The organism is Streptomyces sp. NPDC055287, from assembly GCF_053646035.1.
Genome location: NZ_JBSHNE010000001.1, coordinates 31,830 through 48,350, shown reverse-complemented (window position 1 = coordinate 48,350; position 16,521 = coordinate 31,830). Strand labels below are relative to the sequence as shown.

16 protein-coding genes are annotated in these 16,521 nt (G+C 69.4%); 13 read left to right on the top strand and 3 right to left on the bottom strand.

Annotation, left to right across the window (positions count from 1 at the left end):
• Positions 1-5: 5 nt before the first annotated feature.
• Positions 6-713, bottom strand: coding sequence for a response regulator transcription factor (locus ACWIHY_RS00210; RefSeq protein ID WP_454373287.1), 708 nt, complete (start codon positions 711-713; stop codon positions 6-8).
• A 271-nt stretch (positions 714-984) separates the two neighbouring features.
• Here ACWIHY_RS00210 and ACWIHY_RS00205 point away from each other — a divergent pair, with 271 nt between their 5' ends.
• From ACWIHY_RS00205 to ACWIHY_RS00170, 8 genes are all read left to right on the top strand, one after another.
• Positions 985-1,770: an amino acid ABC transporter ATP-binding protein gene (locus ACWIHY_RS00205; protein ID WP_285439232.1), complete on the top strand. Its 786-nt coding sequence runs from the start codon at positions 985-987 to the stop codon at positions 1,768-1,770.
• 37 nt (positions 1,771-1,807) lie between these two features.
• Positions 1,808-2,722: a glutamate ABC transporter substrate-binding protein gene (locus ACWIHY_RS00200; protein WP_454373286.1), complete on the top strand. Its 915-nt coding sequence runs from the start codon at positions 1,808-1,810 to the stop codon at positions 2,720-2,722.
• Positions 2,723-2,833: 111 nt separating this feature from the next.
• The gene (locus ACWIHY_RS00195) at positions 2,834-3,481 is read left to right on the top strand and encodes an amino acid ABC transporter permease (protein WP_454373285.1); all 648 of its coding nucleotides are present in this window, start codon (positions 2,834-2,836) and stop codon (positions 3,479-3,481) included.
• Complete coding sequence (locus ACWIHY_RS00190; protein ID WP_454373284.1) at positions 3,478-4,443, top strand: amino acid ABC transporter permease; 966 nt, start codon at positions 3,478-3,480, stop codon at positions 4,441-4,443. The genes ACWIHY_RS00195 and ACWIHY_RS00190 overlap by 4 nt, the downstream gene beginning before the upstream one ends.
• A gap of 143 nt (positions 4,444-4,586) precedes the next feature.
• Positions 4,587-6,284, top strand: coding sequence for an FAD-dependent monooxygenase (locus ACWIHY_RS00185; protein WP_454373283.1), 1,698 nt, complete (start codon positions 4,587-4,589; stop codon positions 6,282-6,284).
• Positions 6,285-6,295: 11 nt separating this feature from the next.
• Complete coding sequence (locus ACWIHY_RS00180; protein WP_369522850.1) at positions 6,296-6,403, top strand: putative leader peptide; 108 nt, start codon at positions 6,296-6,298, stop codon at positions 6,401-6,403.
• 80 nt (positions 6,404-6,483) lie between these two features.
• Entirely contained in the window at positions 6,484-7,029 is a 546-nt protein-coding gene (locus ACWIHY_RS00175) for a cysteine dioxygenase (RefSeq protein ID WP_454373282.1), read from the top strand.
• Positions 7,026-7,415 carry a rhodanese-like domain-containing protein gene (locus tag ACWIHY_RS00170; RefSeq protein ID WP_454373281.1) on the top strand — a complete coding sequence of 130 codons (390 nt, stop codon included), beginning with the start codon at positions 7,026-7,028 and terminating at the stop codon, positions 7,413-7,415. The genes ACWIHY_RS00175 and ACWIHY_RS00170 overlap by 4 nt, the downstream gene beginning before the upstream one ends.
• Before the next feature lie 847 nt (positions 7,416-8,262).
• Here ACWIHY_RS00170 and recX read toward each other — a convergent pair.
• Positions 8,263-8,832 (bottom strand): recombination regulator RecX, encoded by a 570-nt coding sequence (gene recX / locus ACWIHY_RS00165; RefSeq protein ID WP_454373280.1) that lies wholly within the window; start codon positions 8,830-8,832, stop codon positions 8,263-8,265.
• 45 nt (positions 8,833-8,877) lie between these two features.
• Entirely contained in the window at positions 8,878-10,008 is a 1,131-nt protein-coding gene (gene recA, locus ACWIHY_RS00160) for a recombinase RecA (protein WP_454373279.1), read from the bottom strand.
• 207 nt (positions 10,009-10,215) lie between these two features.
• Between recA and ACWIHY_RS00155 the strand changes: the two genes are divergently transcribed.
• From ACWIHY_RS00155 to ACWIHY_RS00135, 5 genes are all read left to right on the top strand, one after another.
• Complete coding sequence (locus ACWIHY_RS00155; protein WP_454373278.1) at positions 10,216-11,379, top strand: sensor histidine kinase; 1,164 nt, start codon at positions 10,216-10,218, stop codon at positions 11,377-11,379.
• Positions 11,376-12,041 carry a response regulator transcription factor gene (locus ACWIHY_RS00150; RefSeq protein WP_454373277.1) on the top strand — a complete coding sequence of 222 codons (666 nt, stop codon included), beginning with the start codon at positions 11,376-11,378 and terminating at the stop codon, positions 12,039-12,041. Before ACWIHY_RS00155 ends, ACWIHY_RS00150 begins: the two co-directional genes overlap by 4 nt.
• A 124-nt stretch (positions 12,042-12,165) precedes the next feature.
• On the top strand, positions 12,166-13,449 hold the full coding sequence (locus ACWIHY_RS00145; protein ID WP_454373276.1) for a cytochrome ubiquinol oxidase subunit I: 1,284 nt from the start codon (positions 12,166-12,168) through the stop codon (positions 13,447-13,449).
• A 27-nt stretch (positions 13,450-13,476) separates the two neighbouring features.
• The gene (locus tag ACWIHY_RS00140; protein ID WP_454373275.1) at positions 13,477-14,253 is read left to right on the top strand and encodes a cytochrome d ubiquinol oxidase subunit II; all 777 of its coding nucleotides are present in this window, start codon (positions 13,477-13,479) and stop codon (positions 14,251-14,253) included.
• 99 nt (positions 14,254-14,352) lie between these two features.
• Positions 14,353-16,515: an MMPL family transporter gene (locus tag ACWIHY_RS00135; RefSeq protein WP_454373274.1), complete on the top strand. Its 2,163-nt coding sequence runs from the start codon at positions 14,353-14,355 to the stop codon at positions 16,513-16,515.
• Positions 16,516-16,521: the final 6 nt, after the last annotated feature.

Sequence of the window (16,521 nt, the reverse complement as noted above, 5' to 3'; positions counted from 1 at the left end):
TGGGGTTACGGGCCCTGTACCGACGCGGCCGGTGCGACGAGCCGGTAGCCGACGCCGCGCACGGTCTCGATGAGCGCAGGCATCCGCAGTTTGGAGCGCAGGGAGGCCACATGCACCTCCAGGGTGCGGCCGGTTCCCTCCCAGCTCGTACGCCATACCTCGCTGATGATCTGTTCCCGGCGGAACACCACACCGGGGCGCTGCGCGAGGAGGGCGAGCAGGTCGAACTCCTTGCGGGTGAGCTGTACTTCGCTGCCGCCGACGCTGACGCGGCGCGTGGGCAGCTCGATGCGTACGCCGCCGAGCCGCAGCGCCGTGTCGTCGCCGGGCGCCGGCGCCTCACCGGTGCCTTTGCGCCGGCTGACCGCGTGGATACGGGCGAGCAGTTCGCCGGTGTCGTACGGCTTGACGACATAGTCGTCGGCGCCGAGGTTGAGGCCGTGGATGCGCGAACGCACGTCGGCCCGCGCGGTCACCATGATCACCGGCGTGTTGCCGCGCTTACGGATCTTGCCGCACACCTCGTAGCCGTCCTGGTCGGGCAGCCCGAGGTCGAGCAGTACGACGCCGAAGGGTTCCTTCTCGGCGGGCAGGAGCGCCTGGATCGCCTCCTCGCCACTGCGGGCGTGGACGACCTGGAAGCCGTGGCGGACGAGGATCGCGGAGAGCGCAGCCGCGACGTGGTCGTCGTCCTCGACGAGCAGCAGCCTCATGGCACCCTCCCCCACCGGTGAAATGTTCGTGAACAGGTCCGGCGCAATACGCCTCATGGCATAAACGCCGATGCGTCACGTTCCAGTCAAGGGCCTTCCCGTTACGGGCATGTTCCGTTATGGAGCCGGTATCCCCCGCCGGAGTCCCGTTCACACGGAGTGTCCGGTTGAAGCCGGATCGTTATGCTCAATTTCCGCTCAGATGTGATGACGCTGGTCGTAACGCCTGACTAGGGTCCTCCCCAACCGAGGAGGACGGAGCAAGAAGCCGATGAGCGGAGTTTCAGTGACCAAGGCCGCCGATGACGCTGCCCCCGCAGCCGACGACCTGGTCGTGCTGAGCAACGTCAACAAGCACTTCGGCGCGCTGCATGTGCTCCAGGACATCGATCTGACCATCGCCCGTGGCGAGGTCGTGGTCGTCATCGGACCCTCGGGGTCCGGAAAGTCCACGCTGTGCCGCACCATCAACCGCCTGGAGACGATCGACTCCGGTGCGATAGCCATCGACGGCAAGCCGCTGCCCCAGGAGGGCAAGGAGCTCGCACGGCTGCGTGCCGACGTCGGCATGGTTTTCCAGTCGTTCAACCTCTTCGCGCACAAGACGGTGCTGGAGAACGTCACGCTGGGCCAGATCAAGGTCCGCAAGGCGGACAAGGCCGCGGCCGAGAAGAAGGCGCGGGAGCTGCTGGACCGGGTGGGCGTCGGCTCGCAGGCGGACAAGTACCCGGCACAGCTCTCCGGTGGCCAGCAGCAGCGTGTCGCGATCGCACGGGCGTTGGCGATGGACCCCAAGGTCATGCTCTTCGACGAGCCCACTTCGGCGCTCGACCCCGAGATGATCAACGAGGTGCTGGAGGCCATGCAGCAGCTGGCGCGCGACGGCATGACGATGGTGGTCGTCACCCACGAGATGGGTTTCGCGCGCTCGGCAGCCAACCGCGTCGTCTTCATGGCGGACGGCAAGATCGTCGAAGAGGCCACGCCCGACCAGTTCTTCAGCAACCCGCGCAGCGACCGGGCCAAGGACTTCCTGTCGAAGATCCTTCACCACTGACGACCAACGACGACCTACGACATAAGGGATGTTCACGATGAAGCTCCGCAAGACGGCCGCCGTTGCCATTGCAGTGCTCGCCCTGACCGCGACCGCCTGTGGCGGCGAGTCCGGCACCGCGGGTGACAAGCCGAAGGACCCGACCGGTGGCAAGGAAGCCCCCAAGCTTCCGACGTACACGGTCGCCAAGGACGTCAAGATCGACTCGCCGGCCCTGAAGAAGGCCCAGAAGGCCGGCAAGATCACCTTCGGCGCCAAGAACGACCAGCCGTACCTCGGCTTCGAGGACACCGACGGCAAGCGTTCCGGTTTCGACATCGAGATCGCCAAGATGGTCGCCGCCGACCTCGGCTTCTCGGCCGATCAGATCAACTTCAAGACGGTCGACTCCGGTGTCCGCGAGACGACCATCTCGAAGGGTGACATCGACCTCTACGTCGGTACGTACACGATCAACGACGAGCGCAAGAAGCAGGTCGGCTTCGCCGGTCCGTACTTCATGGCCGGCGCCGACCTCCTGGTCCGCAAGGACGAGAAGGCGATCACCGGATCGGACGCCCTCAAGGGCAAGAAGGTCTGCTCGATCGTCGGCTCCACGCCGCTCCAGGAGATCAAGAAGCCGAAGTACGGCGCCAAGACCGTCGAGCTCTCGAAGTACTCCGAGTGCGTGCAGCAGCTCATCAACAACGAGGTCGACGCCGTCACCACCGACGACGCGATCCTCAAGGGCTACGCCGCACAGCGTCCGACGAAGCTCAAGGTGATCGGCCAGCCGTTCACCAAGGAGCCGTACGGCATCGGCATGAGCAAGGACGACAAGGCGCTGCGCGACGCTGTCAGCGACGCCCTCGAGGCGCACATCAAGAACGGCGACTACAAGAAGGCGTACGACGCGACGCTCGGCCTGTCCGGCTCCGAGTTCACCGAGCCGCCGGCGCTCGAGCGCTACTGACAACCGCCGTCTGTCTTCGGTGGTGACTTTCCGGGCCCCGTACGCGCTTGAGGGGAGCGTACGGGGCGCGGTGTCCCCTGCCCGTCCGCTGCCGCCCACGAGGACTTCCCCGTGAATGTATTGCTCGACCACTTGCCGGAGTTCCGTGACGGTTTCATAGGAACCGTGCTGCTGACCGCCGCCAGTGCGCTGCTCGCGATGGTGCTGGGCGTCGTGATGGCCGGTTTCCGTGTATCACCCGTACCGCCCCTGCGGTTCTTCGGCACCGCCTGGGTCACGCTCTTCCGCAACACTCCGCTGACGCTGCTGTTCCTCGTCGTCTGGTTCGTGGTGCCCGCCGTATTCGGCACCGGCATGAACCCGTGGGTCAAGGCCCTGCTGGCGCTCGGCTTCTACACCTCCGCGTTCGTCTGCGAGGCGGTCAGGTCCGGCGTCAGTACGGTGCCGCTCGGCCAGGCCGAGGCCGCCCGTTCGCTGGGCATGACGTTCTTCCAGACGCTGCGCATGATCGTCCTTCCGCAGGCCACGCGCACCGTGGTCCCGCCACTGAGCAGCATCTTCATCGCGCTCACCAAGAACTCGGCGATCGCGGGAGCGTTCAGCGTCACTGAGCTCTTCGGTGTGCAGAAGCTGCTGAGCGACAAGGGCTTCGCCATCGCCCCGATCTTCCTCTGGGTGGCACTCGCCTACCTGGTCATCACCTTCACCATCAGCGGTCTCTTCCGGCTGCTCGAGCGGCGCCTGGAGGTCGCACGATGAGTTCGAGCGTCCTGTACGACGCCCCGGGTCCCAGCGCCCGGGTACGCAACCGCATCTACAGCGTGGTCGGTTCCCTGCTCGTCCTCGGGCTGATCGCATTCTCGGTCTACCGGCTCGCGGACCGCGGGTACTTCGCGCCCGAGATGTGGAACATCTTCAACAATGCCGGGGTCCGGGCGAGCATCCGCGACGGCATCCTGTCCACCCTCCAGGTCTTCGTCGTGGCAGCCGTGCTGTCGCTGCTCCTCGGTGTGGTGCTGGCGGTGGGACGACTCTCCGACCACCGCGCTGTGAGCGCGGTGGCGACCGGCTTCATCGAGCTGTTCCGGGCCGTACCTCTGCTGATCACGATCTACGCCATGTGGGTCCTGTTCCTCACGTACAAGGACAACCTCGGTTTCATCGGCGAGAGTTCGGCGTACTGGGCCCTGGTCATCGGACTGACCGTCTACAACGCGTGCGTCCAGGCGGAGGTGCTCAGGGCGGGCGTCAACGCCGTGCCCAAGGGGCAGGTGGAAGCGGCGTACGCGCTGGGTCTGCGCAAGTCGCAGGTCATGACGATGCTGCTGCTCCCGCAGGCTGTCCGGTCCATGCTGCCGACGATCATCAGCCAGCTGGTCGTGACCCTCAAGGACACCTCGCTCGGCTACATCATCACGTACGCGGAGCTTCTGTACGCGGCCCGAATGATGGCCAACAACATCATCGTCAATGACGACAATCCTTACGTCCCCGTAGTCATCGTGGTGGGCGCCATCTACGTCGCGATGTGTCTGGCGCTCTCGTCGCTCGCCACCTGGATCGAGAAGCGCGGCCGCCGGGCGAAGACCGGCATCACTCCGGCCGCGGCCGGCGAGCCGCTGGATGCGCCCGGAGTACTGGAGACCGCCGCCGGACCGGTCGGACCGCATGCGGAAGGCGGGGCCACAGGTACCGACGGGCCTGCCGACAAGAAGAACTGACGAAATGTGAGGCAGCGGCCACCGCGCCGCTGCCTCTGTCACTTGACGCAAGCACCCGCAGTGGGTTGCATACGTTCTGTGATCGTGCACCGGGTTCCACCTGCCACTTCCCGCATGTCCGTACGGACTGGAGGGGACGCGCCGTGGACCCGGTGATCGTCGTTGGGGCGGGTCCTGTCGGGCTCGCCCTCTCGCTGGCTCTCGCGGGCCACGGTGTGCCCTCCGTGCTGCTCGACGAGGGGGACGGCAAGGACGAGCCCCGTACGGCCCGTACGGCCCTTCTGCGGGCCGACACCGCCGAGCTGGCCGAGCGGCTCGGCTGCACGACCGTCTGTGACGAGGGAACGCGCTGGACCGGATGGCGGTCGATGCGGCGCAATCAGGATGTGAGGAAGGTCCTCTTCGGCGACGACGGCGGCCTTCCCTCTCCCGTGCATCTGCCGCAGCACGAACTGACGCGCGGACTGCGGGACGCCGTCACCGCGCACGACCTCGTGCAGACCGTGCCGCACGGGCGTCTCGACACCATCGAGCAGGACGACAACGGGGTCACCGCGCACACCCGTGAGCCCGGGGCCACCTGGTGGCGCGGCAGCTTCCTGGTCGGCTGCGACGGGGCGAGGTCGACGGTGCGCAAGCTCCTCGACGTCCGCTTCCCGGGACGTACGGCGATCGAGAGGCACGCGGTCGCCGCGCTGCGTACGGAGCTGCCGTGGGACGGCGAAGCGTTGCTGCACCGCATGCCGCCGTGGCGTTCGGGCGGGCAGGAAGTGACTGCCCGTCCGCTGCGGGACGGGGTGTGGCGGCTCGACTGGCTGCTGCCGCCGCGCGGCGACCTCGTCACGCCCGAGGCACTGGTGGAGCGCGTGCGGGACACGCTGGCGGGATGGTGCGGTGTGACACCGCCGTACGAGCTGATCGACACGGGCGTGTACACGCTGCATCACCGGCTGGCACGCAAGTGGCGGGTGGGGCGTGCGTTCCTCGCCGGTGACGCCGCACATCTGCTCGGGGCGCTGGGTACCCAGGGGCTCGACGAGGGGCTGCGGGACGTCGACAACCTGGCCTGGAAGCTGGCGCAGGCGTGGCACCTGGGCGCTTCGCAGACGCTGCTCGACAGTTACCAGGCCGAGCGGCGTACGGCCGTCGCCGCGCGCCTGCGCGCCGCCGACCAGGCGCTGCCGATACTGCGGGGCAGCGGACTGCGGACGTACCTTCCCGGCACCGCGCGCGGACACGACACTCTGCTGACCGACGGGCACCTCGGGCGCGGGGCGCTGGGGGCGCCTCCCGAGTACACGCGCTCTCCTCTCGCGCCCCCGCACGCCGACGCGCAGACGCTGGTCGGTACGCCCCTGGGCGGGCCGGTTGCGGACGTACGCGTGACGGCGCCCGACGGCGCGACGGTACGGCTGCGGGACCGGCTGGGGCGGGGCCGGCAGCTCGTGCTGCTGGTCGCGCCGGGTACGGGCGTGTGGGACCGGCGGCACTGGATGACCGCGGGGGTGATGCCGCGGCTCGCGGCGGCGGTGACGGCACTGCCGGTACGGGCCGAGCTGCTGGTGACGGAGGGCTACCCGGGGGCGTCGGCGCACACCGTGCTGCTGGTGCGGCCCGACGGGCACCTGGTCGCGGCGTTCCACGGGGTGCGCCCCGCCGAGCTGTACGCGGCGGCGGACGCGGCACGAGGGGGCGCGCCGGTGTCGGCGCAGGCGGGTCCCGGTCCGCAGCGTTCCGGAGAAGGAGAGATTCCCGCGAAGGCCGCGCCCTCCGACGGGGCCGCCGAGGCGGACCGGACGGATGAGCCCGACCTGACCGACCGGACAGCGGACATCAATTGACCGTCGCGGGCGTGCGTGGTGTACTCCGGAGCGTGACCGACACCGACGTGCGCCTGTGGCGGAGGGTCCATATGGACCTCGTCCGCTATGCGGGCTGCGTGTGTCGCCCGTCCTGCTGATTCGCCCTTCTTTCTCACGCGCCGTGCCGTGCTGTGATTCCGGCCGCGCGTTCTCGCGAACTTCCTCAGGACGGTCCTCTGTGTCTGTTTCCGTACGTTCCTCAGGTGCGCCCGAAAGCGTTCCCCGGAACGCCGCGCCCTCTTCCTCGGAACTGCTCGAATTCGTACGCCGTACCGCCGCCGACGCTTCCCTGGTGGCTTCCCTTCCGCTCGATCCCGATGGCCGTACCTGGGTACGGCTCGACGGGCCGGGCGGAAGCGAGGCCTGGCTGATCGGCTGGCCGCCCGGTACCGGCACCGGCTGGCACGATCACGGCGGCTCGCACGGTGCCTTCGCCGCAGCGGCGGGCACCCTGCGGGAGGAGTCGCTCGCGGCGCGCATCCCCACGGAGGGATGGAAAACCCTTGAACTGGCCGACGGGGTCGACCGGGAGCGGGAGCTGACGGCCGGCCGGGGACGGGCCTTCGGCGCGCACCATGTGCACCAGGTGCTGAACGAGTCGGCGAACGAACACGCCGTCTCGGTGCACGCCTACTACCCGCCGCTGCCGATGATGCGGCGCTACAGCCGCACGGGTGCGGTGCTGCGTCTGGAGCATGTCGAGCGTCCTGAGGAGTGGCAGTGAGCGGCGAACGTACCGGCATCGACGAACTACTGGAGCGGGTGCGCGAAGGGCTCGACCGGATCGGGCCGCAGGAGGCGTACGACGCCGCCGCGGCCGGTGCGCTGCTGGTGGACATCCGGTACGCCGCGCTGCGCGAGCGGGACGGGCTGATCCCGGGGGCGCTCGTCGTGGAACGCAACGAGCTGGAGTGGCGGCTCGATCCGCAGGGCAGCCACCGGGCTCCGGAGGCCACCGGTCATGATCTGCGCGTCGTGGTGATCTGCAACGAGGGGTACGCGTCGAGTCTCGCGGCCGCCTCACTGCGGCAGTTGGGGCTGCACCGGGCGACGGATCTCGACGGCGGGTTCCAGGCATGGCGAGCGGCGGGGCTGCCGGTGACTCCGTAAGCGCGTGCGGTAAGGGGCGCTCTCCCCGGGAGAGCGCCCCTTACCTGGCCGCCGCTGCCTACCGCACCGCGAGCGGCTGCACGGCGGGGGGCGGCGCTGCCCATCATGCCGACACTGAATGCGGTCAGGACAGCGAGCGCGATGCCGGTTGCGAGAACGGCGGCGATCAACAGGACCGCGAGTGCCTCGATGCGCAGCATGCGCAGGACCTGCCGTCGGGTGGCGCCGGCCAGCCTGAGCATGGCGAGGTAGTTGACCTCGGCGTTGCCGCGCCGCTGCTCCTGCTGGAGCCTGTCGGCGCTCGCGGGGTCCAGGACAGCGACACCGGGGAACTTGCCCACGGCCGTGCTGAGTTCTTCCCGTGTCGCCCCCCGGCCGGTGGTCCTGTCGGTGGCGACGAGTACGGCGGCCGCGAGGGGGCTGTCGATGTGCGGGGCGACCAGGCCGTGGGGCAGGGGCAGGTCGCCGAATCCGAGACCGCGGGCGTACACCGCGGCGACGGTGAGGGTGGCGGGGGTGCCGTCGCCGAGGGTGAGATTCAGTGTGCTGCCGGGCTTCAGGCCGAGTTGACCGGTGAGGTGCTGGAGGATCTGCTGGCGGCGCGGCTGCGCCAACGCCTTGAGGGCGGCGAGGTCAGCGATCTCGGCACCGCCGGATTCTGTGCCATGCCCACACACTCTCCCGTGCACAAGTTGCTGTGCACCGTCGCGGACCTGCGTCTTCGACCGGGGGTACCCCTACCCCGGACCGCCGAACGGGCGGCCGGGGGCGCTTGGCTGGGGCCGACGCCCACCACCACGACGCCCCGCGTCGATCGCGGCGACGCCCCCGTGCTGATCCGCATCGACTAGAGCGGGTCGTAGTCCGGGCCGTCCGTGTCCTCGCCGCTCTCGCCCTCTTCTTCCAGGGCACGTCTGACCACCCGCAGGGCCATGCCCTCGGGGTAGCCCTTGCGGGCCAGCATGCCGGCGAGGCGGCGCAGCCGGCGGTCGCGCTCCAGGCCACGGGTGGAGCGGAGCTTGCGGTCCACGAGCTCCCGGGCTCTCTCTTCCTCCTGGTCGGAGTCGAGCTGCCCCATCGCGTCGTCGATCAGGGTGGGGGCGACGCCCTTGTTCCGCAGCTCCCGCGCGAGCGCCCGCCGGGCGAGACCCCGGCCGTGGTGGCGGGACTCCACCCAGGCGTCCGCGAAGGCGGCGTCGTTGATGAGCCCGACCTCCTCGAAGCGGGACAGCACCTCGTCCGACACGTCGTCCGGGATGCCCCGCTTCTGGAGGGCGTCCGCGAGCTGTTTACGGGTCCGGGCGGTTCCGGTGAGCAGGCGCAGACAGATCGCCCGCGCCCGCTCACCCGGCTCCTGAGGCGGCAGCCCCTTCCCGGCCCTCGCCGGGGCGGGGCTGCCGCTGTCCTCGGCATCCATGCCTTCGCTTTCGTTTCCCGGCCAGTCCGTCCTCCGGGTCACGGTCTAGCTCTTGGCTGCCGCGGGCTTGGCCGCCTTGGCCTTGGTCGCCGGAGCCGGTACCGACTTCGCGTCGCCTGCCGCGGCCGGGGCGCTGACCGCAGCGTCCGCGCCGGGCTCGGCACCCGGGGCCACCGGCTTGACGCCGACGCCCAGCTTCTCCTTGATCTTCTTCTCGATCTCGTCGGCGAGATCGGGGTTGTCCTTCAGGAAGTTACGGGCGTTCTCCTTGCCCTGGCCGAGCTGGTCGCCCTCGTACGTGTACCAGGCACCCGCCTTGCGGACGAAGCCGTGCTCCACGCCCATGTCGATCAGACCGCCCTCGCGGCTGATGCCCTGCCCGTAGAGGATGTCGAATTCGGCCTGCTTGAACGGCGGCGCGACCTTGTTCTTGACGACCTTGACGCGGGTGCGGTTGCCGACCGCGTCCGTGCCGTCCTTGAGAGTCTCGATGCGCCGGATGTCGAGCCGCACCGAGGCGTAGAACTTCAGCGCCCGGCCACCGGTCGTGGTCTCCGGCGAGCCGAACATCACACCGATCTTCTCGCGGAGCTGGTTGATGAAGATCGCCGTGGTGCCGGACTGGTGCAGCGCACCAGTGATCTTGCGCAGCGCCTGGCTCATCAGCCGGGCCTGGAGGCCGACGTGCGAGTCGCCCATCTCGCCCTCGATCTCGGCCCGCGGCACGAGGGCCGCGACGGAGTCGATGACGATGAGGTCGATGGCGCCCGAGCGGACCAGCATGTCCACGATCTCGAGTGCCTGCTCACCGGTGTCCGGCTGGGAGAGGATCAGGTTGTCCGTGTCGACGCCGAGCGCCTTGGCGTACTCGGGGTCGAGCGCGTGCTCCGCGTCCACGAAGGCGACGGTGCCGCCGGCCTTCTGCGCGTTGGCCACGGCGTGCAGCGTCAGCGTCGTCTTACCGGAGGATTCCGGTCCGTACACCTCCACCACGCGGCCGCGCGGCAGTCCGCCGACGCCGAGGGCGATGTCCAGGGCGGTCGACCCGGTGGAGATGACCTCGATGGGGTCGTTCGGCCGGTCGCCGAGGCGCATGACCGCGCCCTTGCCGAATTGCCGTTCAATCTGCGCGAGCGCGGCGTCGAGCGCCTTCTCGCGGTCGGTGCCTGCTGCCATGGGTTCCACCCGATTTGCTTGAGTCGATCGCTTCACGTCAAAGACGCTATCTCCTGCCACTGACAACGCGCCCCGGCGTCGTCCTGACCTGTGGATAACCCTTGCAGCTTTCACGGCCAGAACCCCATCAGAATGGATGTTCGATTTTGCTGTCAAGCGCACCACGCCCACCGCCCCGGCCCTCCCGCCCCGCCTATCCTTCGGGTCATGGCCCTCCCCCAGCGCACCGTGCCCGTCGCCGTCGCGGTCTGCGTCGCCCTGGTCACAGTCGTCGGCACCCTCGTGCGCGACCGGGACTCGTTCGACTCTCCGGGCCGGCTGCTGCTCGGTTGGGCGCTGATCGCCGTCGGCTGCTCGGCCCTGCTGTGGCGTCGCCGGTGGCCGGTGCCTGTCGCGGTGGCCACTCTGCTGTGCTGCGCGGCGTACTTCCCGCTGAGCGCCGTCGACCTGCCGATCCTGCTCCTGGCCTTCGCGTACGCGCTCTACACCGTCGCCGCCCAGGGGCACCTCGCCGCGGCCATCGCTCTCGCCGTCGTCACGATGCTGTCCACCGTGTACGTCGAGCAGGTGGTGACCAGGGGCGAGCGGCACGTCGACGACCCCGCGATCTTCCTGATGGCCGGCTGGTTCGTCGGCGTGATCGCGGTCGGCCAGGCGAACCGTACGCACCGTGCCTACCTCCGCGAGGTCGAGCAGCGGGTCCGCGCCGCCGAGCGCGAGAAGGACGTACGGGCGCGGCAGTCGGCGACCGAGGAGCGGCTTCGCATCGCGCGTGAGCTGCACGACGTACTCGGGCACAACATCTCGCTGATCAACGTTCAGGCGGGCGCCGCCCTGCACCGCCATTCCAAGCGGCCGCGCGGCCCCGAGGAGCTGGTGCCCGCGCTGGAGGCGATCAGGGACAGCAGCAAGGACGCGCTGCGCGAACTGCGCGCCACTCTCGGCGTGCTGCGCCAGGTCGACGACGGGGAGGGTGCGCCGGTCGCGCCGGTCGCCGGGATCGAGCAGATCGGGGAACTGGCCGCCCGCGCGCGGGCGGCGGGGCTCGATGTCCGTACGACCGTGGAGGACGCGGCACAAGGGCTGCCGCCGCAGGTCTCGCTGGCCGCCTACCGCATCGTCCAGGAGTCCCTGACGAACGTCGCCCGTCATGCCCGGGCGCACACGGCTGTCGTCACCGTGCGGCGCGACGGCGACAATGTCGTGGTGCGTATCGAGGACGACGGACAGGGCGCGGCGCCCGGCGCGGAGGGCAGCGGAATCAACGGAATGACGGAACGGGCGCGGGCACTGGGCGGCGAACTGACCGCCCTGGACACCGGCAGCGGCTTCCTCGTAGAGGCCCGTATCCCCGTCGGGGGCAGCGAGTGATCCGCGTCGTGCTGGCCGACGACCAGACGCTCGTGCGGGCCGGATTCCGGTCGATCCTCGACGACGAGGACGACATCGAGGTCGTCGGTGAGGCGGCCAACGGTCATCAGGCATTGGCGCTCGCCCGCGAACTGCGTCCCGACGTCGTGCTGATGGACATCCGGATGCCCGAACTCGACGGCCTGGAGGCGACCCGCCGGATCGTCTCGGATCCCTTCTTCGAGGGCGTACGCGTCGTCATCCTCACCACCTTCGATGTCGACGACTACGTCTATGGGGCGCTGCGCGCGGGCGCGTCGGGCTTCCTCGTGAAGGACACCGAACCGATGGAACTGCTGCACGGTGTACGGGTCGTGGCGCGCGGCGACGCGCTCATCGCTCCCGCGGTCACCCGTCGCCTGATCGCCGAGTTCGCGGGGCGCGCCAGGCAGCCGGATCCGAGCCCGCGCCTGAACGCCCTCACCGAGCGCGAGCGGGAGGTGATGGGCCTGGTCGGCGCAGGCCTGTCCAACGACGAGATCGCCCAGCGCCTGGTGCTCAGCCCGGCCACCGCGAAGACGCATGTAAGCCGGATCATGACCAAGTTGAGCGTGCGTGACCGGGCGCAGCTGGTGATCCTCGCCTACGAGAGCGGCATGATCACTCCTGGCTGGATGAGCTGACGCGCGCTGCCTCTGACGCTACTCCTGGGGTACGCCGTCGGCCGGGCCCGCAACTTCTGGGGTACGCACGCTGTCCTCCCCGGGCTGATGCCCCGGCCCTGACCGTGCCCGCACAGTCTCAGGCGTGGATTCAGAAACGCTCGATCTCGCGCGGTTGCAGTTCGCCCTCACCGCCGGCGGACACTTCCTCTTCGTCGCCCTGACCCTGGGGCTCGTGACGGTGGTCGCCGTCATCCAGACGCGCGCGGTTTTCTCCGGCGATCCCGTGCACGCCCGTATGGTGCGCTTCTGGGGTCAGCTGTACGTCATCAATTACGCCGTCGGCATCGTCACGGGCATCGTGATGGAGTTCCAGTTCGGCATGGCGTGGAGCGGTCTCGGGCACTACGCGGGGAACGTGTTCGGCGCTTCCCTGGCGATGGAGACGATCGTCGCGTTCTTCGTCGAGTCGACGTTCCTCGGTCTGTGGATCTTCGGCTGGAACCGATTCGGCAGGGCCGTCCATCTCGCGCTGCTGTGGGTGGTGACGCTGACGGCGTATCTCTCGGCGTACTGGATCCTCGTCACGAACGGCTTCCTCAATCATCCGGTGGGGTACCGGGAGACCTCGCAAGGGCTGGTGATCAACGACACCTGGGCGCTGCTAACCAACCCGTCCACCCTCTTCGCCTTCTTCCACATAGCGGGCGGCGCCCTCGTCACCGCGGCGTTCTTCATGGCGGGTGTGAGTGCCTTCCATCTGTTCCGGCGTACGTCGGAGCACGAACTGTTCCGCCGCTCGCTGCGGATCGGTGTCTTCACCGCTCTGCCCGCCGTGTTCTTCACCGCGGCGGTCGGCGGTGCACAGTTCCCGGTGCTGCGGGAGTACCAGCCCGCGAAGATGGCGGTGTTCCAGAGCGATCCGGCCGGGATGGCGCGGTTGCAGGCCGACATGGTGGCGGAGTTCGGGCCCGGTGACTATCTGCCGTCCGAGGCGTGGACCAGGGCGGGCGCCATCGTGATGCTGTCCGTCTTCGGCCTGATGTTCTTCCTGGCCGTCCTGGGCGTTGTCCTCGGCTCCCTGAAGTGGGCCGTCCATCACCTCCGTGTCTGGCACGTGCTGCTGATGGCCGTGGTGCCCCTTCCGTTCGTCACCATGACCGCGGGATGGGTCTTCAGGGAGGCCGGCCGCCAACCGTGGGTGATTTACGGGCTGCTGAGAACACAGGACGCGGGCTCCTCCCTTTCCGCCGGGCAGATGCGGCTGTCGCTCGCCGTTTTCGGTGCCCTCTTCGCGCTGCTGGTCTCCGTCAACTGGTGGCTGCTGCTGCGCGCCGCACGACGCGGTCCTTCCGGGGTGTCTCTCGGTACGGACGACCGTTCCGAGGACGGCTCGTTCGACCGCCCTCTCCCCGTCCACTCGTACTGACGACAGAAGAAGTCCGGAGAAGACGTCATGGACCTCGTTGCCATCGCCCTACTGGGGTTCTTCGCCACCGGCTACTTCGTGCTGGCGGGCGCGGATCTCGGGGTGGGCATGCTGCTGCCGTACCTGGGACGCGACAGCGGTGAGCGGCGTCTCGTACTCGGCTCGATCGGGCCGTTCCTCCTCGGCAACGAGGTGTGGCTGATCGCCACCGCCGGAGTGCTGATCGGCTGCTTCCCGACCCTCGAGGGGGAGCTGTTCCAGGGACAGTTCCTGGTGCTCCTTCCGCTTGTCGCGGGCTGGGTCGTGCGCGACGCGGGACTGTGGTGGCGGGGGCGCGGCGCCACGCGCGCGTGGCGCACCGTTATGGACGCGCTGGTGGTGTGCGGCAGCTGGACCGTGGCGCTGTCCTGGGGGGCGCTGTACGCCGGTCTGCTGACCGGGGACCCGGTCCGGCCGGCGTCGGCTGGCCTGACAGTGTCCACGGCACTCGCCGTGGCGCTGCTGTTCGCGGCGCACGGGCTCGGCTTCGCCGCGCTGCGGCTGACCGGCAGGCCGTACGAGCGGGCAAGGCAGCTGGTCGGCCGTACACCCCGCCTTCATTCGTTCGCGCTGACCGCTCTCGTGATGGCCGCCCTGCCGCTCCTCGGCGGCTCGCGCCTGCCGCTCGAGGAGGCGGCGGCGGACAGCGCCACTCTCTCGCTCCTGGTTCCTGCCCTGCTCGTCGTGACACCCGGGCTGGTGGCCGCGCAGGTGTGGCTGTGGCGGACGTTCCGCGACCGCGTCACCGGGCCTTCGTACCTCTGAGGTCTCCGCATCCCCTGTCCCGCCCAGCTGTCCCCACCCACGTGTCCTCACCACCTGTTCTCACTTCCCGTCCTCACCGATCCCACAAGGAGTTGTGTCATGACGACCGGCACCGAACCGACAGCCGACCACGCACAGCGGCCGGCCGCACGCCGGGCGAGCGTCTTCGAGCGCCTGGCTGCCTTCTCTCACCGGTACCGCTGGCGGGCCCTGGGCCTGTGGGTGGCCGTACTGATCGCCGTCACGACCGCCTCTGTGGCCGTCGGCAGCGATTACCACAACGATTTCTCGCTCCCGGGTACGGATTCGCAGGCCGCCAGGACCACACTCCAGGAGCACGGTTCCGCGCAGGCGGGCGACACGGTGCAGATCGTTCTCAAGGACAGTGCGGGTCTGCGCGGCGCTGGCGCCGAGGAACGCGTCGTTTCCATGCTCGAGAACGTCGCGAAGCTTCCCGGTGTCGCCGATGTCCGCAGTCCGTACGAGGACAGGGCGGCGCTCTCCGAGGACGGCACTGTCGCGTACGCGACCGTCACGCTCGAAGGCAAGGCGGAGGAGGTCCCCAAGGAGCACGTCGTCAAGCTCATCGACACCGCCAGGTCGGTCGCGGGTGACGGTCTTCAGGCCGAGGTCGGGGGTGACGCCGCGCGGGGCGCCGAGGAAGGCGGGGGTGGCGCGGCGGAAGGAGCGGGCATGCTCGGTGCGCTCGTGATCCTGGTGTTCCTTTTCGGTTCCCTGGTCGCAGCGAGCCTGCCTGTCGTCGCCGCGCTGTTCGCGGTGGGTACGTCGGTGGGACTGATCGCGATGGCCTCGCATCTCGCGAACGTCGCCGATTTCACCCCACCGGTCATGATGCTGGTCGGTCTGGGCGTCGGCATCGACTACGCGCTGCTGATCTTCTCCCGCTACCGGGGAGAGCTGCTGAAAGGGGTGCCGACGGAACAGGCCACCCGTACGGCGCTGGACGCGGCCGGGCGTACCGTCTTCTTCGCCGGCTGCACGGTGATCATCGCGCTGATGGGCCTGGTGGCTCTCGGCCTCGGCTCACTGCAGGGCGTGGCGCTCGCGGTGGCGCTGACCGTCCTGGTCACCATGGCCGCGTCGCTGACGCTGCTGCCCGCCCTGCTGGGCGTCCTGGGCAGGCGCATCGAGCGTGGCGTGGCCAGGCGCGCCGCGAAGTCGAAGCGCGTGGAGGGCGCCGCCTGGCGGCGCTGGGCGACCGGTGTGCAGCGGCGGCCGTGGGCGGCGCTGATCGTGGCGCTGGTCGCGCTGGGAGCGCTGGCCGCCCCGGCGCTCGACATGCGCCTCGGGTTCGCCGACGCGGGCAACGACGCGCGGACGAAGACCAGCCGCAAGGCGTACGACTTGCTGGCGGAGGGCTTCGGTCCCGGCTTCAACGGTCCGCTCGTCGTCGTCGCGGACGGGGGTGGCAGGGACGCGGCGCAGCGGGTCCGCAGCGCTCTGGGGAAGACCGACGGTGTCGTGGCGGTGACTCCGCCGGCCTCGACCGAGGACGGCGCGGTGGCGACCGTCATCGCGTTCCCGGCCTCGGCCCCGCAGGACGAGGCGACGTCGGTGCTGGTCGACCGGCTGCGTTCCGACGTGCTGCCGCCGTTGGAGCGGGACACGGGCGCCGATCTGCTGGTCGGCGGGGCCACGGCAGCGACCGAGGACTTTGCGACGACGGTCTCGGACCGGATGCCGCTGTTCGTCGCGATCGTCGTGGGGCTTTCCGCACTGTTGCTGCTCGCCGTGTTCCGGTCGGTCCTGATCCCCGTCAAGGCCGCGCTGCTCAATCTGATCAGCATCGGGGCCGCTCTGGGAGTGATCACGCTGGTCTTCCAGCACGGCTGGTTCGGTGTCGAGCCCGGCCCCATCGAGGCATTCATTCCGGTCATGATCTTCGCGATCGTCTTCGGGCTCTCCATGGACTACGAGGTGTTCCTGCTGTCCCGCATCCATGAGGAGTGGGAGCGCACCGAGGACGCTCAGGGTGCCGTACGCGAGGGGCTGGCCGCGACGGGCAAGGTGATCACGGCGGCCGCGGCCATCATGATCGTGGTGTTCTCGGCGTTCATGCTGAGCCCCGACCGGATGCTTCAACAGTTCGGTCTCGGCCTGGCGGTCGCGATTCTGCTGGACGCGGTCGTGATCCGCTGCCTGATCGTGCCGGCGGTGATGCAGCTTCTGGGGCGGCGTGCGTGGTGGCTGCCGGAGTGGCTGCGCAGGGCGCTGCCGAGGGTGGAGCTGGAGCGCCACTGACGGGCC

Bases quoted from the DNA above. Each gene is read 5' to 3' on its own strand.
- ACWIHY_RS00210 (WP_454373287.1), bottom strand. From the start codon at position 713: ATGAGGCTGCTGCTCGTCGAGGACGACGACCACGTCGCGGCTGCGCTC.
- ACWIHY_RS00205 (WP_285439232.1), top strand. From the start codon at position 985: ATGAGCGGAGTTTCAGTGACCAAGGCCGCCGATGACGCTGCCCCCGCA.
- ACWIHY_RS00200 (WP_454373286.1), top strand. From the start codon at position 1,808: ATGAAGCTCCGCAAGACGGCCGCCGTTGCCATTGCAGTGCTCGCCCTG.
- ACWIHY_RS00190 (WP_454373284.1), top strand. From the start codon at position 3,478: ATGAGTTCGAGCGTCCTGTACGACGCCCCGGGTCCCAGCGCCCGGGTA.
- recX (WP_454373280.1), bottom strand. From the start codon at position 8,832: ATGGATGCCGAGGACAGCGGCAGCCCCGCCCCGGCGAGGGCCGGGAAG.
- recA (WP_454373279.1), bottom strand. From the start codon at position 10,008: ATGGCAGCAGGCACCGACCGCGAGAAGGCGCTCGACGCCGCGCTCGCG.
- ACWIHY_RS00155 (WP_454373278.1), top strand. From the start codon at position 10,216: ATGGCCCTCCCCCAGCGCACCGTGCCCGTCGCCGTCGCGGTCTGCGTC.
- ACWIHY_RS00140 (WP_454373275.1), top strand. From the start codon at position 13,477: ATGGACCTCGTTGCCATCGCCCTACTGGGGTTCTTCGCCACCGGCTAC.
- ACWIHY_RS00135 (WP_454373274.1), top strand. From the start codon at position 14,353: ATGACGACCGGCACCGAACCGACAGCCGACCACGCACAGCGGCCGGCC.